Source organism: Gandjariella thermophila (genome assembly GCF_005405885.1).
GTDB lineage: Bacteria > Actinomycetota > Actinomycetes > Mycobacteriales > Pseudonocardiaceae > Gandjariella > Gandjariella thermophila.
Window position 1 is genome coordinate 59714 of sequence record NZ_BJFL01000005.1, and the last position, 24141, is coordinate 83854.

Below are 24141 nucleotides of genomic sequence, written 5' to 3' on the forward strand. Positions count from 1 at the left end.
GAAGGGGCAGTTCCCGGACAGCGCGCGCTGGCAGGGCTGGGCGGCATGGGGGTGATGGCGATGGTCGCAACGGGCCGCCCGATCTCCCGGCAGAACCAGCGAGGCCGCCGGACATCCGGCCGTTCCGGGACGGGCATGCCGTGCCCCTGGTCGTTACGCACCAGCACGGTGCGGCAATACCGGTACAGGAAGGCTGGTCGCATGAACGGCGGTGCGCCGGAGTTCGAGTCGGACCTCGTCGACCTGACAGGACTTCCGCTGAATCGGCTGCGGTCCCTCGACGACTCGGTGCTGTCCCATGCCATCCGTCGGGTCTTGCAGGAGCTGGACGATGCCCCGCAATTGCTCGCCGCATTCGACAACGCGATTTCCTCACCATGACCCGTCCCGACCCCCGCTCGCCGCGCGGAGCGGGGCGGGCGCCGGGACGGTGGACGTGTCGCTGCTGCCCCCGGTCACCGGGTCGGAAACCGTCGAATGGCCGGCCGCGCTGGACGTCGACGGCCTGCGGGCGCATGGCTGGTCGCCGATTCCGTTCCGGCAGTTCGTGCTGAAGATGCACGGTCGCTGCAACCTGGCGTGCGACTACTGCTACCTGTACCGGATGGCCGACCAGAGTTGGCGGTCACGGCCGCCGCTGATGAGCGCGGAGACGCTGCGGCACACCGCTCGCCGGATCGCCGAGCACGCCCACGCGCACGGCCTTTCCCGGTTACACCTGGTCCTGCACGGCGGAGAACCACTGCTCGCCGGGACATCCCGGTTGGCGGCCGCGGTGACCGAGGTCCGGCGCGCGGTCGGCCCCGGCGCGGCGGTGGCGGCGAGCGTACAGACCAACGGTTCTTGCCTGGACCGTGCCGCGCTGGACACCTTCGCCCGGCTCGGCATCCGGGTGGGAGTGAGCCTGGACGGCGGGCGCGCCGCGACGGACCGGCACCGCCGGTATGCCAGCGGCCGCAGCAGCCACCCCGACGTGGCGCGCGCCCTGCGGCTGCTGGGCCGGCCACCGTACCGGGACCTGTTCGCCGGTCTGCTGTGCACGATCGACGTGGCCAACGATCCGGTCGGCACCTACGAGGCGCTGCTGGAGTTCGCCCCGCCGGCGGTGGACTTCCTGCTGCCACACGGCAACTGGACGGCGCCGCCGCCGGACCGGCCGGCCGATCCGGCGGTCACGCCCTACGCCGACTGGCTGATCGCGGTGTTCGACCGCTGGTATGCGGCGCCCCGGCGGGAGACCGGCGTCCGCCTGTTCGACGAGATCCTCAACCTGCTGCTCGGCGGGACCAGCCGGGTCGAGTCGGTGGGACTGTCCCCGGTCAGCCTGATCGTCGTGGAGACCGACGGCACCATCGAGCAGGTCGACTCGCTGCGGTCGGCCTATCCCGGCGCATCGGGTACCACGCTGAACGTGGTCGATCATTCCTTCGACACCGCGCTGGACCATCCGTCGATCGTCGCCAGGCAACTCGGGGCCGCCGCGTTGAGCGAGACCTGCCGGCGCTGCGCCATCCGTGACGTGTGCGGTGGCGGCCACTACGCGCACCGGTACCGGGCCGGCAGCGGCTTCCGCAACCCGACGGTGTACTGCCCGGACCTGTTCCGGCTGATTGGCCACGTCCGTGCCCGGGTGCGCGCCGACCTGCGCCGGCTGTCCCGCGAGGCGGTGGGCGCATGACCGCCGCCTCGCCCGCCACCCGGCACCGGGTGGCCGCCGAGTTCCTGGACCGGCTCGGCGCCGGCCGGGAGGAGGAGCCGGCGCTGGCCCTGCTGCGCGACGGCCGGCTGAGCAAGCACCTGCTGATGATCCGCATGGTCCTGGACCGGGTGCCCGCGGCGGACCGGGGGCCGGCCGGGCTGGACGCGTCTTACGACCTGCTGCGGGCCGCGCAGGCACGCGACCCGCGGGGCACCGCGGCGGTGCTGCTGCACCCGCACGTCGGCGCGTGGGCGATGCACTGCCTGCGCGCCCTGCGCCGGGGCGCCACCGGGCCGGCGCTGCACACCGACCTCGGCTACCTCAACGTACTGGCCGCCGTGGCGGCCGCCCGCGCCGGCGTCGAGTTCGCCATCAAGGTGCCGGTGCGGGACGGGGCCGTGGTCCTCCCCACCCTCGGGCTGGCCCGGCTGGGCCTGGCCGCGGACCGGGCGACCGTACGGTCCCACGCCGGGCGGCTCGCCGTGACCGCAGCCGGCACCACCGTCCACGTCCCCGCCGACCCGAGCCTGGACACGGCCGGCTGGTCCGGGCTGCGCCACCTGACGGCCACCGAGCGGACCGCCCGGATCGACCTGCTGCTCGACGACATCGACCCGTTCCGGAGCTACCAGGGACTCACCCTGTCGCAACGGTTGAGCGCCGGCCAGGTCACGGCCTGGCAGCGGACCTTCGAGGAGGCGTGGCGGCTGCTCGTCCGGCACCATCCCGCCCAGGCCACCGGGATCGCCAGCACGCTCCGCTCGCTGGTCCCGCTGGACGGGGCCGGCCGGCACCGCAGCGCCACGTGCCCCGAGTCCTTCGGCGCGATCGCCGCGTCGTTCCCGCCGGACGCCGCGGCGTGCGCCGCCACCCTGGTCCACGAGTTCCAGCACGCGAAGCTCGGCGCGCTGCTGGACCTGCTGCGGCTGTGCGACACCGCGCCCGGCATCGCGTGCTACGCGCCGTGGCGGGAGGACCCCCGACCGGTGGGTGCGCTGCTGCACGGCATCTACGCGCACGCGGCGGTGACCCTGTTCTGGCGGGCGCACCGCACGGTCGTGGGTCCGGCCGAGCGGGCGCGCGCCGAGTTCGAGTTCGCGCTCTGGCGCGAGCAGACCGGCTTCGCGCTGCGGCTGCTGCGCGGCTGCGGCGCCCTCACCGTGCCGGGCCGGCGATTCGCCTCGGCCATAGCCGACGCCCTGGCCGGCTGCGCCAGCGACCCGGTGGCCGACGAGCCTGCCCGCGCGGCCCACGAAGCCGCGCTGGCGCATCGCGTTCGGTGGCGGCTGAACAATCTCCGCCCCGACCCGGCCGCGATCGAGCGGATGGCCACGGCGTGGCGTGCTGGCCGCCGCTGCCCGACCGGGCCGGCGACCGGCACGACCATCGCCGCCGGGCAGGGCGCCGCCGCCCCGGGCCGCGTCCCGGCGTGGACCCGCCGGGCGCTGACCCTGCGGCACCGTGGCGGCCCGCCCGTGGCGGCCGCGCTGCTCGGGGCGCCGGAGATCGTCGCCGCCCTGCACCGGCGGCTCCGCCGGCAGCACACCACCGTGGACCCGGCCGAACTGGCGGGCTGGCTCGCCCCGGCGCTGCCCGAGGACGGCACCGCCGGGTTCGTCGGCGCGACCGGGACCTACCAGTGACAGCCTGTTCCGGAACGGGACGGACCTGCGATGACGAGCACGGGAACGCGCCGAGGCGAAGCCCCGCGATCGCGGGGCGGGCGCCCTATCAGGCAAAACCGGAGTGTCATGTCCCTGTCGCGCCCCGGCGACGCGATCGCGGCGCGCGTTCCGGAACAGGCACTGACAGCCAGCAGCGGCGCGTGTTCGGGAAACAAGCACTGACCAACGGCATCAGGGGAGCGTGAAGTGGGGAATCTGACGGCCTCCGACGACGGTGTGGGCGGCATCGGCGGCGCTCCGGAACCGGCCGGCTCCGCGGGCACCGGTTTCCCCGGACGCGTCCGGATCAGCTACGTCGGCGCGGATCGCATGTGGGCCGAGTGGGTGGCGCAGCAACTGGAACGCGCCGGCCTGGTCACCGCGCTGGAACTGCAGGATCCGCTCACCGGCCGGGATCTCGCCCGGGCGCTCCGGCACACCCTGGACGGTGCCGACCGCACACTCGCGGTGTTCAGCGACGCCTACTTCCAGGCAGGCGGCCACGACCTGGCGGAATGGGCCGACGCGTACGCCTCCGTGGGTGACCGGATCGGCCGGTTGGTGCCGGTGGTGGTCGGGCCGTGCCGGGTGCCCGACATGCCGGCACCGCTGACCTTCGTCGAGCTGTTCGACCTCGGCGAGGAGCAGGCACGGCAGCGGCTGCTGGACCGGGTCGTCGGGGCGGACGCGCCGGCCGGCGGGGTCGCGCGGGCCAGCGAGTTCCGCCATCCGGTGCGGTTTCCCGGCGAGCAGCCGGCGGTGTGGGGCCACGTGCCGCTGCGCAACGTCAACTTCACCGGGCGGGACCAGGTGCTGCTCGCGCTCCGGGAACGGATGACCACGTCGGTCACGGCGGTGGTACCGAGCGCCGTGCACGGCATGGGCGGGGTCGGCAAGACCCAACTCGCCGTGGAGTACGCCTACCGGTTCGCCTCCGACTACGACGTGGTCTGGTACGTGCGGGCTGAGCAGACCACCCTCGCCCGCTACGACCTGGCCGCGCTTGCTCCGCGACTCGACCTCCCGGTCAGCCAGCACCTGGGCGAGACCGTGCAGTCCGTGCTGGACGCCCTGCGCCGGGGCGCGCCCTACCGGCGCTGGTTGCTCATCTTCGACAACGCCACCAGCCCCGCCGAGCTGCGGCCGTTGCTGCCGACCGGCCAGGGGCACGTGCTGGTGACGTCGCGGGACGTCGACTGGCGGTCCAGCGCCGAGGTACTCGAGGTCGACGTCTACCGGCGCGCGGAGAGCGTGCGCTTCCTCCGGCGCCGGGTGCCCCGGCTGTCCGAGGCCGACGCGAACCTGGTGGCCGAGCGGCTGGGCGACCTGCCGCTCGCCCTGGAAGCGGCGGCCGCCTGGTTGGAGGTGTCCGGCACACCCGTCGAGGAATACCTGCAACTGGCCGACACCCAGCTGACGAACCTGCTCGGCGAGGTGCGGGTAATCCCCTACGAGCGGGAGGTCGTGATGGCGTGGGCGGTGCCGATGAACCGCCTCCGCGACGAGCGGCCGGCCGCGGCGCAACTGCTGCGGCTGTGCGCGTTCCTGTCCGCCGAACCCATCCCGGTCACCCTGTTCACCCAGGCGCAGCTCGACGGCGAGTCACCGGTGCGCCTGCCCCAGCCACTGGACGGTCAGCTGCGCGACCCGGTGCAGCGCGGCCGGATCTTCCATGACATCGGCCGGTACGCGCTGGCCAAGGTCGGCCAGCACACCGCGGCCACGGCGGCGCAGACCATCCAGCTGCACCGGGTGGTCCAGGGCGTGCTGCGCGACCTGCTGACCGGGCAGCAGCGGGACGAGTTGCGGCGCACGGCGCGGCTGCTGCTGGCCGCGGCCGATCCTGGTGACCCGGAGGACCCGTCCACCTGGGACGCGTACGCGGAGTTGATCCCGCACCTCGAACCGGCGGGGGTGGTCGCGGACGGTGCGGAACCGGCGGTGCGCCGGCTGGTCATTCACCTCGTGCACCACCTGTACCGGCGGGGTGAGTTCGCGGCCAGCCGGGATCTCGCCGCACGGGCCGCGCGGGTCTGGGAGCGGGTGCTGGGCGAGCACCCCGATCTCAACGACCTCAACGTGCACCTGGCCAACGCGCTGCGCGGCGGCGGGGACAGCGTCGCCGCCCGCGAGATCGACGAGCGGGTCCTCGACTACTGGCGCCGCAGGTTCGGTCCCGACCACGAGCGCACCCTCTGGGCCGCCAACGGCCTGGCCGCCGACCTGCGCCAGCTCGGCGAGTGGCGCGCCGCCCGCGAGATGGACCGCGACACCCTGCGCCGCTGCCGGGAGGCCTTCGGTGCCGACCACGAGAACACCCTGCGGGCCGCGCACAACTACGCGGTCTCGCTGCGGATGATGGGCGAGTTCCCGGAGGCGCTGGAAGTGGACCGGGACACCGCGGAGCGGCGCACCCGGCTGTCCGGCGCCAACCGCCAGCGCACCCTGCTCTCCGTCAACAACGTCGCCCGCGACCTGCGGGAATGCGGTCGCTACGCGGAGGCGGCCGCGATGCAGGAGAACACCTACGCCGAGTACCGCAGGCTGTTCGGCGACCGTCACCCGGACACCCTGCGCGCCATGAAGAATCTGTCGGTCTCGCTGCGCAAGGCCGGCCGGTACGCGGAGTCGTGCGCGCTGGCCAGGCGCACCCTGGAAGGGCACAGCGAGCGCTTCCCCGACGACCACCCGGAACTTCTCGCCGCGACCACGAACCTGGCCAACGACCTGCGCCTGGTCGGCGACCTGGTGGAGGCCAGGGCCCGCGCCGAGCACGCCTGCAGCCGGTTCCGGCACAAGCTGGGCGACCGGCACCCGTACACGCTGGCGTCCGCCACGAACCTGGCGGTCCTGCTCCGGCTGTCCGGGGACCCGGAGGCCGCCAGGGAACTGGACGAGCTGACCCAGCAGGCCTTCCGGGACGTGCTCGGCGCCGACCACCCCTACACGCTGGCGTCCGCCACGAACCTGGCCAGCGACCTGTACGCGCTGGGCGACCACGCCGCTGCCCGGCGGCTCGACGAGGACGTGCTGACCCGGTCGCGGCTGGCCCGCGGGGAGGACCATCCCTACACGCTGGCCTGTGCCAGCAACCTGGCGATGGACCTGCGGGCCACCAACGAGCGGTCCGCGGCGCGCACCCTGGAGGCGGACACGCTGGACCGCTACCGGCGCACCCTGGGCGATGAGCACCCGGAGGTGGTCGCGGCGACCGCGCGAGCGAGGCTGGACTGCGACATCGAGCCGCCACCGATGTAGGCGCCGCCGGAAGCACCTGGCGTCCGGCGTCCGGCCGGGTGCGCCGGTTCCGCCGATCGTCCGCGGCCCAGGCAGCCGCCCATGGCCGGCGAAGCCGGCCGGGCCAGCCCGACTAACGTCGTCCCGGTGAATGACGGCTACCTGCGCTTCCCGCACCTGCACCAGGACCTGGTCACCTTTGTCGCCGAGGACGACGTGTGGCTCGCGCCGCTGGACGGCGGCCGGGCCTGGCGGGTCACCGCCGACCAGGTGCCGGTGCGCAACCCGCGGTTCTCCCCGGACGGCCGGCTGCTGGCCTGGACCAGTTCCCGTGACTCCGAGCCGGAGGTGCACGTCGCCGAGGTGGACGGCGGCCCGAGCAGGCGGCTGACGTACTGGGGGCACTTCCGCACCGCGGTGATCGGCTGGACGCCGGACGGCGAGGTGCTGGCGATCACCGCCGCCGGTGAGCCGCAGCCGCGCCGGACCTGGGCGCATGCCGTCCCGCTGGACGGCGGGCCGGCCCGGCGGCTGCCGTACGGACCGGTCGGCGCCCTCGCCTACGGCCCGGCCGGCCGGGTGCTGCTCAGCCGGCCGTTCGCGAGCGACCCGGCGTGGTGGAAGCGGTACCGCGGGGGCACCGCGCCCACGCTGTGGGTGGACCCGGACGGCACCGGCGAGTTCAGCCGGCTGTTCCCGGAGATCACCGCGCCGCTGACGGCGCCGATGTGGGTCGGTGACCGGATCGCGTTCCTGTCCGACCACGAGGGCGTCGCGCAGGTGTACTGCTGCCTGCCGGACGGCAGCCAGCTACGCCGGCTCACCGACCACGAGTTCTACGCCCGCAACGCCACCACCGACGGCGAGCGGATCGTCTACCAGTGTGCCGGCGACCTGTGGCTGCTGGACTCCCTGGACGCCGAACCGCGCCGGCTCGATATCCGGCTCGGCGGTCCGCGCGCCGGGCGGCAGCCATACCCGGTCGCGGCGCGGCACAACCTGGGCGCCGTTTCCCCGGATCACACCGGCCGGGCCAGCGCGGTCGAGGTGCGCGGCACCGTGCACTGGGCGACGCACAAGGACGGCCCGGTGCGCACCCTGCTCGCCGAGCCGGGGGTGCGGGCCCGGCTCCCGCAGGTGCTCGGCGAGACCGGCCACGTGGTGTGGGTGACCGACGCCGGGGGCGACGACGCCCTGGAGGTGGTCCCGGCCGACGGTGTCGAGCCGGGCGGTTCGCCGCGCCGGCTGGCCGCGGGGCGGCTCGGCCGGGTGCTGGAGTTGGCCGCGTCACCGGACGGCCGGCGGGTCGCGGTGGCCAGCCACGACGGCCGGCTGCTGCTGGTCGACGTGGACTCCGGCGAGGTACGCGAGGTGGTGCGCAGCGAGGACGGTGAGGTGTCCGGGCTGACCTTCGCGCCGGACTCCGCCTGGCTGGCCTGGTCGCATCCCGGGCCGGACCCGCTGCGCTGGATCAGGATGGCCAACACCACCGATCTGTCCGTTGTGGACGTCACGTCGCTGCGGTTCACCGACTTCTCGCCGGCGTTCACGCTGGATGGCAGGCACCTGGCGTTCCTGTCCGTGCGCAGCTTCGACCCGGTGTACGACGCGCACGTGTTCGACCTGTCCTTCCCCACCGGCTGCCGGCCGTACCTGGTGCCGCTCGCCGCCACCACGCCGTCCCCGTTCGATCCGCTGCGCCAGGGCCGCCCACTCGGCTCCCCGGACTCCGAGGAGCCCGGCGACGGCGAGCCGGACGGCGAGTCCGGCCGCCCGCGCACCCTGGTGGACGTGGACGGGCTGGCCGGCCGGGTGGTGCCGTTCCCGGTGCCCGCCGGCCGCTATTGCGACCTGCGCGCGGCCAAGGGCGGCGTGCTGTGGCTGCGCGAGCAGGTGGTCGGCGTGCTCGGCGAGGACCTGGCCGGTTCGAACAGCGAGCCGCCCCGGCCGGTGCTGGAGCGCTACGACCTCGCCAAGCTGCGCGCCGAGGTGCTGGTGGACGGCCTCGACGGGGCCACCGTCTCCGGCGACGGCAGCCGGGTGGTGGTGGCGGACCGGGGCTCGTTGCGGGTGGTTCCGGCGGACCGCAAGGTCGACGCGGACGACGACTCGCCGGACCGGGTCGAGGTGGACCTGTCCCGGGTGCGGGTGATGGTCCACCCCGGCGCGGAGTGGCGGCAGTCCTACGCCGAGGCCGGCCGGCTGATGCGCGACCACTTCTGGCGGGCCGACATGGGCGGCGTCGACTGGGACGGCGTGCTGGAGCGGTACCGGCCGCTGGTGGACCGGGTGGGCAGCCACGACGAGCTGGTCGACCTGCTCTGGGAGGTGCAGGGCGAGCTGGGCACCTCGCACGCGTACGTGGTGCCGCCGGATGACGGCGGGGACGGGGCGCGGCGGCTCGGCCTGCTCGGCGCGGACCTGCAACGCGACGGCGACGGCACCTGGCGGGTGGCCCGGATACTGCCCGGGGAGAGTTCGGACTCGCGGGCCCGCTCGCCGCTGACCGCGCCCGGGGTGGCGGTGCGCGCCGGGGATGCGCTGCTCGCGGTGGACGGCCGGCCGGTCGACCCGGTGGCCGGTCCGGGACCGCTGCTGGTCGGCGCGGCCGGCAAACCGGTCGAGCTGACCGTGCGCCCGGCCGGCGGCGGCGAGCCCCGGCGGGTGGTCGCGGTGCCGCTGGCGGACGAGGAGCCGCTGCGCTACCAGGCGTGGGTGGCCGACCGGCGCGCCCACGTGCACGAACTGTCCGGCGGTCGGGTCGGCTACCTGCACGTCCCCGACATGATCGCCAACGGGTGGGCGCAGCTGCACCGCGACCTGCGGGTGGAGTTGCAACGCGAGGCGCTGGTGGTGGACGTCCGCTACAACCGGGGCGGCCACCTCTCCCAGTTGGTGGTGGAGAAGCTGGGCCGGCGGATCATCGGCTGGCAGCACGGCCGCGGCCACCGGCCGACCAGCTACCCGGAGGACGCTCCGCGCGGGCCGGTGGTCGCGGTGGCCAACGAGCACTCCGGCTCGGACGGGGACATCGTGAACGCCGCGATCAAGGCGCTCGGTATCGGGCCGGTGGTCGGCACCCGCACCTGGGGCGGCACGATCGGCATCGACATGCGGTACCACCTGGTGGACGGCACGCTGGTCACCCAGCCCCGGTACGCCACGTGGCTGACCGGTCCGGGCTGGGACGTGGAGAACCACGGCGTGGCGCCGGACGTGCCGGTCGAGGTGACGCCGCAGGACTGGGCGGCGGGCCGTGACCCGCAACTGGACACCGCGGTGCGCGTCGCGCTGGACGCCCTGGCGGACCGGCCCGCCGCGACGCCCCCCGACCTGCCCCCGCTGGCCGGCTGATCAGTTCCGCCGCCGTCGGCGGGCTGACCAGGGACGGCGTCGCGAAGCCGCCTGGTGAGCAAACCGCCCGGCTCCCGGCTGCGTATTCACCGGTAGAGGGTCGGTGGGTCACGTGGAGGCGAGCAGCGGGAGGTCGGCATGGCACTGCGCCGCACCAGGCCGGTCGGCTACGGGCGACCGGGCCCGGAGCCGGGACACCCGGCGGGGCGAGGCAGGCGACGAGCCGAACCGGCCGCCGGGTGGTCGCCCGACCGGGCCCGGCGACCGCTGTGGTCGGACCGGGCTCGAGACTGGTCCGACGGTCCCGAGTGGCGACACCGCCCGCCCGATCCGGGAGGGCCGCGCCGCGGCACACCGCCCGGGCCGCGAGGCACCCGGCGGCTCGGCGCGCCCGAGCCGGAGGGCTGGTACCCGGACCGGTTGCCGCGACCGCGCTGGTCCGAGGACCCCCGGCCACCGGAGCGGTTTCCCGGCCGCCCGCGCCCGGGGCGAGCCGGCGGGTGGCCCCGGGGTCGGCGTCGCCGGCCGGGCCGGGTGGTGCTGGGCCTGGCCGGCGTGCTGGTGCTGGCTCTCGCCGGGTTCGCCGGCTACCTGGACACCACGCTCAACCGGATGCCGGTACTCGCCGACTACGAGGGGCGGCCCGCCGAGGGAGCCGGCACGAACTGGCTGATGGTCGGCTCGGACAGCCGGCAGGGCCTGACCGACGACCAGAAGCAGGAACTGAGCACGGGCGACGCCGACGGCGGGCGCACCGACACGATGATGCTGTTACACATTCCCGGCGCGGGCGGCGGCCGGGCCACCCTGGTCAGCCTGCCGCGCGACTCGCTGGTGAACATCCCGGGGCGGAGCCGCAACAAGCTGAACGCCGCCTACGCGTTCGGCGGGCCGCAACTGCTCACCCGCACCGTGGAGCAGGCCACCGGGCTGCGCATCGACCACTACGCGGAGGTCGGATTCGCCGGGTTCGCCGGCGTGGTCGACGCGGTGGGCGGCGTGAACGTCTGCGTCGACCAGCGGCTGCGGGACCCGGCCGCTGGGCTGAACCTGAACCCCGGCTGCCAGAACCTGGACGGCGCCCAGGCGCTGGGCTTCGTGCGCACCCGCAAGCCGTTCGCGCGCCAGGACCTGGACCGCATCGACAACCAGCGGAAGTTCGTCTCCGCGCTGGTCGGCAAGGCGACCAGCGCCAGCGTGCTGGCCAACCCGATGCGGCTGTTCCCGCTGGCGACCAGCGGCGCCCGCGCGCTCACCGTGTCCAACGGCGACCACCTGCCCAACCTGGCCGCCGCCGGCCTGGCGCTGGCCGGCTCGGACACCGCGACCACCACTGTGCCGATCGGCGGCACCCCCACCCTGTCCGGGCTGGGCTCGGTGGTGGTGTGGGACCGGACCAGGGCGTCCCAGCTTTTCCAGTCCTTCCGCGCGGACGTCGCGGTGCCGGACCAGATCCTGTCCCGCTGAGCGTTCAGTGGAACAGCGTGTCGCCCCAGAAGCCGCCGGGGCGGACGCCGGGCGGGCAGGCGTAGATCGCCGAACCGGTGTGCTGGATGTACTCCATCATCGCGTCCTTCTCCGCGAGCGCCTGCTGCATGGGCACGAACTGGCTGCGCGGGTCGCGGTTGAACGCGATGAAGAACAGCCCGGCATCCAGGTGCCCGAGGCCGTCGGAGCCGTCGACGAAGTTGTAGCCACGGCGCAGGATCCGCACCCCGCCGAGCGACTCGGCGGAGGCCAGCCGGATGTGCGCGTCGTCGGCGATCAGCGGCTTGCCGCCCTCGCCGTGCACGTGCAGGTCGACCGGGTCGAACTCGCCGGCCTGGCCGTGCGCGGCACCGCTGCCCTTCTGCCGTCCGATGATCTCCTCCTGCTCGGACAGCCGGGTGCGGTCCCAGGTCTCGATGTGCATGCGGATCCGCCGGGCCACCAGGTAGCTGCCGCCGGTCATCCAGTCCGGGCCGTCGCCGGGCTGCACCCACACGTGCTGGCGCAGCGCGTCGGTGTCCTCGGCCTTGATGTTGTTGGTGCCGTCCTTGAAGCCGAACAGGTTGCGCGGCGTGCTCTGCGACCGCGAGGTGGTGGAGGTACGGCCGAAGCCGAGTTGGGACCAGCGCACGGTGACCGCGCCGAACCCGATCCGGGCCAGGTTGCGGATCGCGTGCACGGCGACCTGCGGGTCGTTCGCGCACGCCTGCACGCACAGGTCGCCGCCGCAGCGGGCCGGGTCGAGCGCGTCCTTGGCGAAGGCGGGCAGGTCGATCAGGGCCGGCGGGCGCCGGTCGGCCAGCCCGAACCGCTGGTCGAACAGGCTGGGGCCGAAGCCGACGGTGAGGGTGAGCGAGGACGCGGGCAGCCCCAACGCCTCGCCGGTGTCCTCCGGCGGCGCCTCGGCGGGCCCGCCGACCGCGCCGTGCTCGGTGGCCTCCTGCCCGGCGGCCATCCGCTCCGCCGCCCTCGTCCACTCCCGCAGCAGGTCCACCAGGTCGTTGCGGCTGGTGGTGGTGACGTCGAAGGAGACGAAGTGCAGCCGGTCCTGCGCCGGGGTGACGATCCCGGCCTGGTTGGCGCCGTGGAACGGCACGGCGTTGGCCGCGGTGTCCGTTGTGGACGCCGCGGGGACCACCCGGTCGGCGGCCATCCCGCCGGCCACGCCGGCCCCGGCCAGCGCCGCACCGGCGCCGGCCAGCCCGAACAACCGTCGCCGGGAAACCCGGGTACCCGCCTCACTCACGGTTGCGCCACCACCCCGGAGACCTTGCTCAGCGGCTCACTCAGCGCGTCCACCGCGGAGGACAGTTGCTTCACCTGGTCCTGGGACAGCTCGGTGTAGCCGCGGTAGCCGTCGCCCACCTTGTACTGGTCCAGCAGCTTGTCCACGGCGGCGAACCGCTCGTCCACGGTGGACAGCAGCGCGGCGTCCCTTTCCCGCACCACGGCCCGCAGCGGGTCGAGCGCCGCCTTCGAACCGTCCACATTGGCCCGGAAGTCCCAGAGGTCGGTGTGCGAGAACGTCTCCTCCTCGCCGGTGACCTTCTTGGTGGCGACCTCGTCCAGCAGTTCCTTGGCCCCGTTGGGCAGGTCGACCGGGGTGAGGTCGAAGGTCTTCACCTGCCTGTCCAGCTCCTGCACGTCGGCGAGCAGCTTGTCCGCCACCGCGCCGCTGTCCGGCCGCAGGCCGGTGGTCCACAGGTCCTTCTCCAGCCGGTGGAACCCGCTGAACTGCTCGCCCTGCTTGACGTCGCTCTCCCTGGCGTCGATCGCGCCGTCGAGGTCCTCGAACTTCTCCGCCACCGGCTCGATCCGCTCGTACGGCTGCCGAGCCGGGGCGTAGAGCACCTTGGCCTGCTCGGCGTTGCCGGCCTTGACCGCGGCGACGAACCCGGAGGTCTGCTGCACCAGGGCGCCGGTCTGGGCGACCAGGTACTGCCGGTAGCTCTGCACGGCCTGGTCCAGCCGCTGGTTCGACTGGTTGGCCCCGCCGGCGCCGCCGGTGACGGTGAAGTCACCGCGGATGCCGTCGCCGGTCATGCCGGGCTTGCAGGCGGTGGTGTACTTCCCGGCCGCGGGGACCTGCACGGTGAGCTTGCGGGACAGCCCCGGGCCGATGTTCTCCACCTCGCCGATCACCTTGTCGGCCTGGCCGTACAGGTAGAACTCGGTGACCTTGGTGCCCTTGTTGGTGACGTCGAAGGTGACGTTGCCGGCCGGCGCGCTGGTGGCGGACAGCTTGCACGCGTCGTCACTGGCCTCCACCGTGATGGCGCCCGCCCCCGCGGTGGACGCCTCCTTGCCCCCGCATGCGGACAGGCCGGCCAGCGAGCCGACTCCGATGGCGGCGACGACGGCGGCGCGCAGCGCGCTGGATGGTGCGGACATGGGCGGCTCCGGATCGTGTCGGTCGGGCCCGCCGCGGCGGGCGCCGGTCGGGCGGGACGGTTGGGGCGGATGCGGTCAGGCGGAGGTGGTGCTCGGCTGGGCGGCGGCCGCCGGTTTGCGCTGCGGCGCGAGGAACAGCGGCAGCACGATCGCCACGTAGCCGGCCCAGGCGACCGCCTGGATCACCGTGGTCTGCGCCGAGTAGTTGAAGATCCCCTTGAGCAGCGTGCCGTACCAGGAGTCCTCCGGCAGCACGCCGGAGACGTCGAAGGCGAGGGTGTGCAGGCCGGGCAGTACGCCGGCCTCCTGCAGGTCGTGGAAGCCGTAGCCGAGGACCCCGGCGGCCACGAAGACCAGCAGCGCCCCGGTGACGGTGAAGAACCTGGTCAGGTTGACCCTGACCGCGCCGCGGTACAGCAGCCAGGCGAGCACGACCGCGATCGCGATGCCGACCAGGAAGCCGGCCAGCGGCGCCGTGGTGCCGCCGCCGGCGGACTGCACGCTGGAGAAGAAGAACACCGCGGTCTCCAGCCCCTCCCGGCCGACCGCGAGGAACGCCATCAGCACCACGGCCACGGGGCCGATGTTCAGCGCCTCGGACAGCTTGCCGCGTAGCTCCGTGGCGATGGTGCGGGCGGTCCGGCGCATCCAGAAGATCATCCCGGTGACGAAGACCACGGCGACGATCGACGCGCTGCCCCCGAAGCCCTCCTGGGCGCGGAAGCTCAGGTTGGCTGCGGTGAAGGTGAGCACCGCGCCGACGCCCACCGAGAGCAGGACCGCCGCGGTGACGCCGGCCCAGACCAGCGGCAGCGCGGCCCGTCGCTCGGTGCGCACCAGGAAGGCGACCAGGATGCTGACCACGAGTGCGGCCTCCAGGCCCTCGCGGAGCCCGATCAGCAGGTTGCTGAGCAGCATCTCTTCCTCCTGTCCCGAGCATCGCGGTGTGCGCCGCGGCCGTGGTTCGGCAAGCTGCCGGTGCGAATTTAGGTAAGCCTCACCTGATTGTCCAGACGTCCGGCCGGGGGCATGGGTCACATCGGGCCGGCCGGCACGCGGTCAGGACGGGGTCCCTCGGCGCGGGGAAGCACGTAGCCTGGTCGGGTGGCGACGTCCTCCCCATCGCCGGCACGAAGCCGGGAGAACGCGGTCGCGGTCGACACGGTCGAGCGGCCGCCTGCCCGCTCCCGGCGCCGGGTCGGTCGCGTGCTCGGCCGGTTAGCGCTGGCCGTCCTGGTGCTGGCGCTGGGCGGCGGCGCGGCCTGGGCGGTGAGCGTCGCCACCCGGCCGAACCCACCGGTGAACGTCGCCCCGCAGTTCGTGATCGAGCAGGAATACGTCGACCCCGGGTCGAAGGTGCCCGGCAGCGCCGGCGCGGTGCCGCAGCCAACGCCCAACCCGGCGCCGCGGAACGCGCCGCAGCAGCCCATCGCGACCAACGAGACGGTGACCGCGTGGGTGAACCGGATCTCCGGCAGCACCGACATTCCGCCGAGGGTGCTGCGCGCCTACGCCAACGCCGACCTGATGATCCGCGCCACCGACCCGGCCTGCCGGCTGTCCTGGACGCTGCTCGCCGGGATCGGGCACGTCGAGTCGCATCACGGCCGGTACGGCGGGGCCGGCATCGACGCGGGCGGCAGGGAGACCATCCCGGTGGTCGGCGTCCCGCTCGACGGCTCCACCGGCTTCCAGCGGATTCCGGACACCGACCACGGCGCGCTGGACGGCGACCCGGTGTGGGACCACGCGGTCGGCCCCATGCAGTTCCTGCCCAGCACCTGGCGCCGGTGGGGGGTGCGGGCCAGCCGCGACGGCAACCCGCCGGACCCGCAGAACATCGACGACGCCGCCGTCACCGCGGGACGCTACCTCTGCTCCGGCGGCCGCGACCTGGGCACCCCCAAGGGCTGGTGGGACGCGGTGCTCAGCTACAACAACTCGGTCGACTACGGTCAGCGGGTGTTCAGCGCCGCGGACGCCTACGCGCGGGCCAGCCTCGCCGCCCGCTGAGCCGCTACGCCTCCCTGCGCACCGCGATCTTGGCGCTGACCTCGCCCAGCGCCTCCTGGTACTCCGGCAGCGGGTTCATCGTGGCGGCCATCCGCAGTTGCGCCTGCGCCTCGGCGAGGCGCCCCTGCCGGTGCAGCGTCTGGCCCAGGGCGAACCGCGCGTAGTGGTCACTCGGGTCGATCTCCAGGACCCGGAGGAAGGCGGCCTCGGCGCGGCGGAACTGCGCCGAGCCGAGGTAGGCACGCCCGGCGAGCAGGTGAACGCTCGGCTTGTCCGGGGCCTCGTCGAGGACCGGCTGCAGCTCACGCAGCGCGTCCAGCGGGCGCCGCTCGGCGAGCAGCTCCTCGGCCCGGCGGAAGGACTCGAACGTGCTCATGGTCCGGCCAACGCTACGCACGGGCGAGCTGTTCCGAAAAGCCACCGTCCGGATGGCGGCCCTGGTTGCCTCATGTACCCAGCGTGCGTCGTCCGGTACCGGCCCAGCGACCGCGGGCCGCCGGGCCCGTGCGAGCGGCCGGTGTGATGGGTGGGCGTGGCGGTCCGAGGGGCTTGCCGGACGACGCACGCGTCCAGGTCGGCACAGCGTGCCTCGACCGGTCGCGCGGCGGCTTGGTTAGGCTCGCAGTCGGTCAGTTCTGCACGTTGGGACAGGGAGTGCACGTGGCGGTCATCGAGCAGGTCGGCGCCCGCGAGATCCTCGACTCGCGGGGTAACCCCACCGTCGAGGTGGAGGTGGCGCTGGACGACGGAACGCTGGCCAGGGCGGCGGTGCCCTCCGGGGCCTCCACCGGCGAGCACGAGGCGGTCGAGCTCAGGGACGGGGACACCGGCCGCTACAACGGCAAGGGCGTCGAGCGGGCCGTCACCGCGGTGCTCGACGAGATCGGTCCCGAGCTGACCGGTATCGAGGCGGTCGAGCAGCGGGTGGTCGACCAGAAGCTGATCGACATCGACGGCACTCCCAGCAAGTCGCGGCTGGGCGCGAACGCGATCCTCGGCGTTTCGCTCGCGGTTGCGAAGGCTGCGGCCGAGTCCAGCGGCCTGGAGCTGTTCCGCTACATCGGCGGGCCGAACGCCTACGTGCTGCCGGTGCCGATGATGAACATCCTCAACGGCGGCGCGCACGCCGACACCGACGTGGACATCCAGGAGTTCATGATCGCGCCGATCGGCGCGGAGTCCTTCCGCGAGGCGCTGCGCTGGGGCACCGAGGTTTACCACGCGCTGAAGTCGGTGCTGAAGAGCAAGGGCCTGGCCACCGGCCTGGGCGACGAGGGCGGCTTCGCGCCGAGCCTGCCCAGCAACCGGGAGGCCCTGGACCTGATCTCCACCGCCATCGACAAGGCCGGCTACCGGCTCGGCCGGGACGTCGCGCTCGCTCTCGACGTGGCGGCCACCGAGTTCTACTCCGACGGTGCCTACACCTTCGAGGGCAGCAAGCGCAGCCCGGAGCAGCTGACCAGCTACTACCGCGAGCTGATCGACGCCTACCCGCTGGTGTCCATCGAGGACCCGCTGGCCGAGGACGACTGGGACGGCTGGGTGCAGCTCACCGCCGAACTCGGCGAGCGGGTGCAGCTGGTCGGCGACGACCTGTTCGTCACCAACATCGAGCGGCTCGACGAGGGCATCGAGCGCCGCGCGGCGAACGCCCTGCTGGTCAAGGTCAACCAGATCGGCACGCTGTCCGAGACGCTGGACGCGATGAACCGGGCGCAGAGCTTCGGCTACCGGTGCATGATGAGCCACCGCTCCGGCGAGACCGAGGACACCACCATCGCCGACCTCGCGGTGGCCACCAACTGCGGCCAGATCAAGACCGGCGCGCCGGCGCGCAGCGAGCGGGTGGCCAAGTACAACCAGCTGCTGCGGATCGAGGAGACGCTCGGCGACGCCGCGCGGTACATCGGCCCGGAGGCCTTCCAGCGGTTCGACCCGGAGGCCTGAGTGACCGGGCCGAGCCGCGGTAGCCGGATCGCGGTGGCGCGCGGTGTCGCGGCCGCGGAAGGGAAGGCATAGCCAGGGATGCCTCCGCGCGAGCAGGACCGGAGCCGGCGGCGCCGGCGCGCCGACGGTGCGCCCGCCCGCCGGCCCGAGCGTGCCCGCCGACGCACTCCTTCCCGCGGAGGCGGCAGTCAAGACCGCCGGACCTACCGCGCGGAGGGCGGCGGCTGGCGCGGCCGGCTGCGGCGCGGGAGCGCGGGCGCGGCCAGGGCGGCACGCGCGGCCGGCGGGGCGGTCCGTGGCGGGCTGGCCAGGCGGGCCCGCTCCGGCCCCAGCACCGGCGGCGCGTTCCGGATGTCCACCACCCGGCGGGCCGCCATGCTCGCCATGGTGATCTGCGCGCTGGCGCTCAGCCTCGCCGTGCCGCTGCGCACCTACCTGGCCCAGCGCGCGGAGATGCGGGACGAGATGGCCCGCCAGGAGCAGCTGCGCGCCCAGGTGGCGCAGTTGGAGGACCGCAAGGCCCAGCTCTCCGATCCGACGCAGGTGGAGGCGGAGGTGCGCCGCCGGCTGGGGTACGTCCGCCCGGGGGAGACGCCGTACGTGGTGCAGTTGCCGGACGGCGGCCGCCCGGCCGCGGCCGCGCCGCCCACCGCGCCGGCGGAGCAGCGCCCGACCTGGTACGGGCAACTGTGGCGGTCGATCAACGGGAGCGGTTCGTGAACCGAACCTTCGAGCCGGTCACCGAGCGGGACCGGGACGAGGTGGCGCGGCAACTCGGCCGCCGCCCCCGGGCCATCCGGGCGATCGCGGCCCGCTGCCCGAGCGGGCATCCCGCGGTGATCCAGACCAATCCGCGGCTGGAGGACGGCACCCCGTTCCCGACCCTGTACTACCTGACCTGCCCACGGCTGTGCGCCCTGGTCAGCAGGCTGGAGGCGGGCGGGGCGATGCGGGAGATGACCGAGCGGCTGGCCACCGACCCGGCGCTCGCCGACGCCTACCTCGCCGCGCACCGCCGCTACCTGGCCGAGCGGGACGCGATCGAGCCGCTGGGCACCGAGGTCAGCGCGGGCGGCATGCCGAACCGGGTGAAATGCCTGCACGTCCACGTCGCCCACACGCTGGCCAGCGGGCCCGGGGTGAACCCGTTCGGCGACGAGACCCTGGCGCGGATCGCCGACTCCTGGCCGGCCGGCGACTGCGCCTGAGCACGCCGGCGGCCCGGTTCGAAAGGCGGTCGGTTCCCGCCGAATGTCGGGTGCACAACCGCCTGTCTGGGGGAGCAACCCTTGCGGGCACCGTGCTTGACTCTCCCGCGGAGTTATCGAGATCGGCAGGGACGCGGCACCGCGGTCGCCGCGCCGGGCGCGAGCCCACAGCACAACACAGAGGGATGGAGCGGTAGTGCGTCAGCACGGCGGGTCGAATCCACGGCACGGCACCAGCGACTCGCCAGGACGGCGAACATCCCGGAGACGCTCCCGGAGAAGGCAGGGCCTCGCCGCCGCGGCGATGATCGCCACGTTCGTCCCGATGGCCGCCGTCGGCGGCAGCGCCGTGCACCTGGCCCGCGCTGTGGCGCCCCAGCCCGCACCGCGGGAGGCGTCCCCCGGCGACCTGGGGGCGAACGGCGCGCTGCCGCGGAACGGCACGCTCGGCCCGGACGTGCTCGGCGCCGCCAACGATCCCGCCAGGCTGGCCGAGCAGGTCGGCCCGCTGGCCGACCTGCCGAGGGGACCGCTGGGCATCCCCGGCGTCGTGCTGGACGCCTACCTGCGCGCGAAGCAGCGGCTCGCCGGGCTGGTCCCGCACTGCCACCTGGACTGGCCGCTGCTCGCCGGGATCGGCAAGGTCGAGTCCAACCAGGCGCGCAACGGGATGGTGGACGCGCGCGGCACCACGCTGAGCCCCATTCTCGGGCCGGTGCTGGACGGTGGCCCCGGCAACGCCGCGGTTCCGGACACCGATCACGGCCGCTACGACGGCGACCCCGCCTGGGACCGCGCGGTCGGCCCGATGCAGTTCATCCCGTCCACTTGGGCCGGGTACGCCTCGGACGGCAACGGTGACGGGATCGCCGACCCGAACAACGTCTACGACGCCGCGCTCGCCGCCGGCAGGTACCTGTGCGCCGGCGGGGGCGACCTGTCCCAGCCGGCGGACCGTGCCCAGGCGGTGTTCCGCTACAACCACTCCGACGACTACGTTCGCCTGGTGCTGCTCTGGGCGGACGCCTACGTCGCGGGAATCACGCCGCTGCCCAGCCAGCCGGTGCTGCCGGTCAGCTACCCGCAACCGATCACCGGTCCCGGTCCGGTGCCGCCGGCCGCGCCCGGTGCCGCCCCGCCGTCCGCGCCCCCGCCCGGCGCGCCCCCGGCACCCGGTGGCAACCCGCCGCCTCCGGCACCCGGCCCGACGTCGGCCGGCGGCCCGCCGTCCGCGCAGCCGGCCGCAGGCTCGTCGTCCTCCGCGGCACCGTCCTCGGCTCCGCCGTCGCCGAGCGGCAGCACTACCCCGCCGCCGTCGTCGAGCACCCCGCCGCCCACCTGCCCGACGCCGACCACGAGCACGACGACGACCACAAGCACGACGACCTCGCCGACACCGCCGCCGTCGAGCACCACGCCCCCGCCGCCGTCGAGCACCACGCCCCCGCCGCCGTCGTGCACGCCGCCGCCGTCCCCGTCCTCGTCGGACACCGCGCCACCGCCGCCGTCCGGATCTCCCGCGCCGCACACGCAGTAGCGTGCGCGGGGAGCGGCCCGCTCGGCGTTACGGTTGGCGCGTCGCCGAATCAGCCGAGGAGGACGTGCCATGCCGCGGGTTGCCGCGATCGACTGCGGAACGAACTCGATCCGCCTGCTGGTCGCCGATGTGACGGTGCGCGAGGACGGCAGCCACTGGCTGCGGGACGTGCACCGGGAGATGCGGATCGTCCGCCTCGGGCAGGGGGTGGACGCGACCGGCGTGCTCGCCCCCGAGGCGCTGGAGCGGACCAGGGCCGCGCTGGTCGACTACGCGCGGGTGCTGGCCCGCAAGGGCACCGAGCGGGCCCGCATGGTGGCCACCTCGGCGACCCGGGACGCCGCCAACCGGGACGAGTTCTTCGCGATGACCCGGGAGGTGCTCGGCGCCGAGGCCGAGGTGATCAGCGGCGACGAGGAGGCGCGGCTGTCGTTCAGCGGCGCGGTCGGCGACCTGGAGCCGGAGGGCGGCCCGTTCGTGGTGGCCGACGTCGGCGGCGGCTCCACCGAACTGGTGCTCGGCACCTGGGACGGGGCCAAGGCGCGGGTGGACGCGGCCCGCTCGGTGGACGTCGGGTGCGTGCGGATCACCGAGCGCAGCCTGCGCGACGACCCGCCGACCCGCGAGGAGATCGCCGAGGCGGAGCGGATCACCACCGAGATCCTCGCCGGTGCGTTCGACGCGGTGCCGGTGGCCGGCGCGCGCACCTGGGTCGGCGTGGCCGGCACCGTGACCACGCTGTCCGCCGTGGCCCAGGAACTGCCGGAGTACGACCCGGCCGCCACCCACCTGTCCCGGCTGTCCCTGGACACCGTCCGGGAGACCACCGACCGGCTGCTGGCCATGTCGCACGACGAGCGCGCCGCGATCAGGGCGATCCACCCCGGCCGGGTGGACGTGATCGGCGGCGGCGCGCTCGTCGTCAAGGTGCTGGCCGAGCAACTCGCCGAGCGCGCCGGTATCACCGAACTCGTGGTCAGCGAGCACGACATCCTGGACGGCATCGCGCTCTCCGTCGCCTGACGGCGGTCAGCGGTTGGACGCCGCGCGGACGAACTCGCCGAGGTCGGCGGACTGCCGGATCCGGCTCGGTTCGTGCACGTACATCATGTGCCCGGCCTCGTAGTAGGCCAGGCTGATGTTGTCCCGCAGCTCGGCCGGAATCGGCAGGTGGGCGAGCACGTGCTGGGCGGCGAAGTACGGCGTGGCCCCGTCGTGGTAGCCGAGGCCGACGTGCACCTTCAGGTAGGGGTTGGCCCGCATCGCGGTGCCCAGCTTGCCGGTCACCGACACGTGCGCGCCCTCGAAGTCCTTGTACGACCACGGCCGCACCCGGGCGGTGAGCACCTCGTAGGGCAGGTCGTTGGCGTACTCCAACTCGGCGCGCACGTAGTGGTTCAGCGCCGCCGCGTACGGCCCCATGATCGCCTGCATCGACGGGTCGTCCTCGAAGTGCTCCCGGCCGGCGTCCGCGTCCCACCCGGTGAACCGGCCGTCCAGCCGGCCGACCACCAGGCGGCGGTGGCGCAGTAGCTCGGTGAAGAACCGGACGTGCTCGATGCGCAGGTTCACCCGGTCCACGTAGTCGGCGGACAGCCCGGTCAGCCCGGCGATCTTGTCGACCGCGGCCGCCCGCTCCTCGGTTGACAGCCGCGCGCCACGGGCCAGCGCCCACGGGTAGTCGCGCGCCGCGTACTCCTCGGCCTCGGCCAGCACGTCGGACAGCGCGCGGTCGCCGTGCAGCCCGTGGTAGTGCGCGATCGCCGCGTAGGTGGGCAGGAAGAGGGTGTGCGGCAGGTCGTTGCCCTCGGTGAACCGGACGGTGCCCATGTCCAGCACCGAGGAGATCAGCATGAGCCCGTTGAGGTACATGCCGTACCGGGACTGCAGGTGCTCGGCGAGCGCGGCGGCGCGGAGCGTGCCGTAGGACTCGCCGGCCAGAAACTTCGGCGACATCCAGCGCCCGTTGCGCGAGGTCCACAACCGGATCACCTCGCCGACCGACTCCAGGTCGCCCTGGAAGCCGTGAAAGTCGGCGGGTTTCTCGCCCTTGACGGTGCGCGAGTATCCGGTGGACACCGGGTCGATGAACACCAGGTCGCTGTGCGCCAGCAGGGTTTCCGCGTTGTCGGCCAACCCGTACGGCGGCGGGGTGAGCGCACCGACGTCCCCGGACAGCACCCGGCGCGGCCCGAGCAGCCCGAGGTGCAGCCACGCGCTGGACGAGCCGGGCCCACCGTTGAACGCGAAGGTGACCGGCCGCTCGCCGGGGTCGGCACCGTCCAGGGTGTAGACCGTGAGGAAGACCTCGGCCTTGGGCTGGTGGCCGTCGAACGCGCCGTCGGTGTGCACCTCGGTGCGCAGCACGATCCGGCCGGCCGTGGCCGTGTAGCTCAGCTCGCCCTGCGGCACGGTCAGCGTGTGCCGGGTGGTGACCAGATCGTCGACCGGCGTGGTGTCCCGGTCGTCGGCCGTGCGGTGGCCGTTCGCGGTCGGCTTCCCGGTGTCGGTCTCCTGCGCGTTGCCCATGCGTCGCACCCTACGGCGCGCGATCTCCCCGCCGGTACGCAGAATGGGAGCCGTGCCGGACCGTGGCCGTGTCCCCGCCGAGGTGGCGCCGGCTGTTCCCGGCATCGCCGCGCTGGACGCCGAGGTGAGCCGGTGCCGGGCCTGCCCCCGGCTGGTCGTGTGGCGGGAGGAGGTGGCCAGGGTGCGCCGCCGGGCCTACCGCGACGAGGAGTACTGGGCGCGGCCGGTGCCCGGCTACGGGCCCGAGGACGCCGCGCTGGCCATCGTCGGGCTCGCCCCGGCGGCGCACGGCGGCAACCGCACCGGGCGGATGTTCACCGGCGACCGTTCCGGCGACGTGCTGTTCGCGGCGCTGCACGCGGTCGGCCTCGCCTCCCAGCCGGAGTCCGTGCACCGCGACGACGGGCTGGAGCTGCGCGGCACCCGGATCACCGCGCCGGTGCACTGCGCACCGCCGGCCAACAAGCCCACGCCGGCTGAGCGGGACACCTGCCGGCCGTGGCTGACCCGGGAACTGACGTTGCTGCGGCCGACGCTGCGGGCGGTCGTGGTGCTCGGCGCGTTCGGCTGGCAGGCGCTGCTGCCCGCGCTGCCCGCCGCGCACTGGCGGGTGCCTCGGCCGCGGCCGGTGTTCGGGCATGGCGCGGACGCGGTGATCCCCGCCGCCGACGGCGGCGCCGACCTGCACCTGCTCGGCTCCTACCACGTCAGCCAGCAGAACACCTTCACCGGCAAGCTCACCCCTGCGATGCTGCGGGAGGTCCTGACCAGGGCGAAGGACCTGGCCGGGCTGGGCTGAGCTGTGGCGCCCCTGGAGAAGCTGCGCGGCGACCGCGGGGGGCAGTACAGCATACGGATCAACCAGCAACGGCGTATGGCTCAACCTGCAGTCCCGCGACGACCTGGCGCGCGAGAGGGACCACCTGGCCGACACGCTCGATCGGATCCGTCCGCTGGCCAGTGCCTGACGCCCGCACGGTCTGCGGTGCGGAAACCACTGCCGTGGTTCGCGACATCCGCAGGCCATGAAGGTGGAAACGTCAGCCAGCAGAACACCCAGAGACAGCAGGAACG

Annotated in this window: 18 protein-coding genes; 13 read left to right on the forward strand and 5 right to left on the reverse strand. The window is 74.1% G+C overall.

Going from position 1 to position 24141, the window contains the following annotated elements; translation table 11 throughout:
- Positions 1 to 201: 201 nt before the first annotated feature.
- From fxsA to FFT21_RS07485, 6 genes are all read left to right on the forward strand, one after another.
- On the forward strand, positions 202 to 381 hold the full coding sequence (gene fxsA / locus FFT21_RS29105; protein ID WP_192909421.1) for an FxSxx-COOH cyclophane-containing RiPP peptide: 180 nt from the start codon (positions 202 to 204) through the stop codon (positions 379 to 381).
- Positions 382 to 436: 55 nt separating this feature from the next.
- Positions 437 to 1678 (forward strand): FxsB family cyclophane-forming radical SAM/SPASM peptide maturase, encoded by a 1242-nt coding sequence (locus tag FFT21_RS07465; protein ID WP_225978180.1) that lies wholly within the window; start codon positions 437 to 439, stop codon positions 1676 to 1678.
- Positions 1675 to 3342, forward strand: a complete 1668-nt coding sequence (locus tag FFT21_RS07470) for an HEXXH motif domain-containing protein (RefSeq protein ID WP_137813037.1) — start codon at positions 1675 to 1677, stop codon at positions 3340 to 3342. Before FFT21_RS07465 ends, FFT21_RS07470 begins: the two co-directional genes overlap by 4 nt.
- A gap of 228 nt (positions 3343 to 3570) precedes the next feature.
- A complete protein-coding gene (fxsT, locus tag FFT21_RS07475; protein WP_137813038.1) occupies positions 3571 to 6621 on the forward strand; it encodes an FxSxx-COOH system tetratricopeptide repeat protein in 3051 nt (1016 codons plus the stop codon).
- Between the two features lie 81 nt (positions 6622 to 6702).
- Positions 6703 to 9954 carry a S41 family peptidase gene (locus FFT21_RS07480; RefSeq protein WP_137813039.1) on the forward strand — a complete coding sequence of 1084 codons (3252 nt, stop codon included), beginning with the start codon at positions 6703 to 6705 and terminating at the stop codon, positions 9952 to 9954.
- A 537-nt stretch (positions 9955 to 10491) separates the two neighbouring features.
- Positions 10492 to 11421, forward strand: coding sequence for an LCP family protein (locus FFT21_RS07485; protein WP_225978181.1), 930 nt, complete (start codon positions 10492 to 10494; stop codon positions 11419 to 11421).
- A 4-nt stretch (positions 11422 to 11425) separates the two neighbouring features.
- Here FFT21_RS07485 and efeB read toward each other — a convergent pair whose 3' ends face one another.
- From efeB to efeU, 3 genes are all read right to left on the reverse strand, one after another.
- Positions 11426 to 12688, reverse strand: coding sequence for an iron uptake transporter deferrochelatase/peroxidase subunit (gene efeB / locus FFT21_RS07490; RefSeq protein WP_137813041.1), 1263 nt, complete (start codon positions 12686 to 12688; stop codon positions 11426 to 11428).
- Complete coding sequence (efeO, locus tag FFT21_RS07495) at positions 12685 to 13833, reverse strand: iron uptake system protein EfeO (protein WP_137813042.1); 1149 nt, start codon at positions 13831 to 13833, stop codon at positions 12685 to 12687. The genes efeB and efeO overlap by 4 nt, the downstream gene beginning before the upstream one ends.
- A gap of 75 nt (positions 13834 to 13908) precedes the next feature.
- Complete coding sequence (efeU, locus tag FFT21_RS07500; protein ID WP_137813043.1) at positions 13909 to 14751, reverse strand: iron uptake transporter permease EfeU; 843 nt, start codon at positions 14749 to 14751, stop codon at positions 13909 to 13911.
- Positions 14752 to 14937: 186 nt separating this feature from the next.
- Here efeU and FFT21_RS07505 point away from each other — a divergent pair, with 186 nt between their 5' ends.
- Complete coding sequence (locus FFT21_RS07505) at positions 14938 to 15846, forward strand: lytic transglycosylase domain-containing protein (protein ID WP_137813044.1); 909 nt, start codon at positions 14938 to 14940, stop codon at positions 15844 to 15846.
- 4 nt (positions 15847 to 15850) lie between these two features.
- Here FFT21_RS07505 and FFT21_RS07510 read toward each other — a convergent pair whose 3' ends face one another.
- The gene (locus FFT21_RS07510) at positions 15851 to 16222 is read right to left on the reverse strand and encodes a tetratricopeptide repeat protein (protein ID WP_137813045.1); all 372 of its coding nucleotides are present in this window, start codon (positions 16220 to 16222) and stop codon (positions 15851 to 15853) included.
- A gap of 284 nt (positions 16223 to 16506) precedes the next feature.
- On the opposite strand from FFT21_RS07510, the gene eno reads away from it, so the two are divergent.
- The 5 genes from eno (at position 16507) to FFT21_RS07535 (ending at position 21561) form a co-directional block, all read left to right on the forward strand.
- Positions 16507 to 17793 (forward strand): phosphopyruvate hydratase, encoded by a 1287-nt coding sequence (eno, locus tag FFT21_RS07515; protein WP_137813046.1) that lies wholly within the window; start codon positions 16507 to 16509, stop codon positions 17791 to 17793.
- Between the two features lie 78 nt (positions 17794 to 17871).
- Positions 17872 to 18513 carry an FtsB family cell division protein gene (locus FFT21_RS29615; RefSeq protein ID WP_225978182.1) on the forward strand — a complete coding sequence of 214 codons (642 nt, stop codon included), beginning with the start codon at positions 17872 to 17874 and terminating at the stop codon, positions 18511 to 18513.
- Positions 18510 to 19001, forward strand: a complete 492-nt coding sequence (locus FFT21_RS07525; RefSeq protein WP_137813047.1) for a DUF501 domain-containing protein — start codon at positions 18510 to 18512, stop codon at positions 18999 to 19001. The genes FFT21_RS29615 and FFT21_RS07525 overlap by 4 nt, the downstream gene beginning before the upstream one ends.
- Positions 19002 to 19326: 325 nt before the next feature.
- Positions 19327 to 20538, forward strand: a complete 1212-nt coding sequence (locus FFT21_RS07530) for a lytic transglycosylase domain-containing protein (protein ID WP_137813048.1) — start codon at positions 19327 to 19329, stop codon at positions 20536 to 20538.
- A gap of 69 nt (positions 20539 to 20607) precedes the next feature.
- Entirely contained in the window at positions 20608 to 21561 is a 954-nt protein-coding gene (locus FFT21_RS07535) for a Ppx/GppA phosphatase family protein (protein ID WP_137813049.1), read from the forward strand.
- 6 nt (positions 21562 to 21567) lie between these two features.
- On the opposite strand, the gene FFT21_RS07540 is transcribed toward FFT21_RS07535, so the two are convergent.
- Positions 21568 to 23067: a S10 family peptidase gene (locus FFT21_RS07540; RefSeq protein WP_137813050.1), complete on the reverse strand. Its 1500-nt coding sequence runs from the start codon at positions 23065 to 23067 to the stop codon at positions 21568 to 21570.
- Positions 23068 to 23149: 82 nt separating this feature from the next.
- Between FFT21_RS07540 and FFT21_RS07545 the strand changes: the two genes are divergently transcribed.
- A complete protein-coding gene (locus tag FFT21_RS07545; protein WP_371856746.1) occupies positions 23150 to 23866 on the forward strand; it encodes a uracil-DNA glycosylase in 717 nt (238 codons plus the stop codon).
- Positions 23867 to 24141: the final 275 nt, after the last annotated feature.

Excerpts from the sequence above, each read along its gene's own strand:
- fxsA (WP_192909421.1), top strand. The coding sequence starts at position 202 with ATGAACGGCGGTGCGCCGGAGTTCGAGTCGGACCTCGTCGACCTGACA.
- FFT21_RS07470 (WP_137813037.1), top strand. The coding sequence starts at position 1,675 with ATGACCGCCGCCTCGCCCGCCACCCGGCACCGGGTGGCCGCCGAGTTC.
- FFT21_RS07480 (WP_137813039.1), top strand. The coding sequence starts at position 6,703 with ATGGCCGGCGAAGCCGGCCGGGCCAGCCCGACTAACGTCGTCCCGGTG.
- efeO (WP_137813042.1), bottom strand. The coding sequence starts at position 13,833 with ATGTCCGCACCATCCAGCGCGCTGCGCGCCGCCGTCGTCGCCGCCATC.
- efeU (WP_137813043.1), bottom strand. The coding sequence starts at position 14,751 with ATGCTGCTCAGCAACCTGCTGATCGGGCTCCGCGAGGGCCTGGAGGCC.
- FFT21_RS07510 (WP_137813045.1), bottom strand. The coding sequence starts at position 16,222 with ATGAGCACGTTCGAGTCCTTCCGCCGGGCCGAGGAGCTGCTCGCCGAG.
- FFT21_RS29615 (WP_225978182.1), top strand. The coding sequence starts at position 17,872 with ATGCCTCCGCGCGAGCAGGACCGGAGCCGGCGGCGCCGGCGCGCCGAC.
- FFT21_RS07530 (WP_137813048.1), top strand. The coding sequence starts at position 19,327 with ATGGCCGCCGTCGGCGGCAGCGCCGTGCACCTGGCCCGCGCTGTGGCG.
- FFT21_RS07535 (WP_137813049.1), top strand. The coding sequence starts at position 20,608 with ATGCCGCGGGTTGCCGCGATCGACTGCGGAACGAACTCGATCCGCCTG.
- FFT21_RS07540 (WP_137813050.1), bottom strand. The coding sequence starts at position 23,067 with ATGGGCAACGCGCAGGAGACCGACACCGGGAAGCCGACCGCGAACGGC.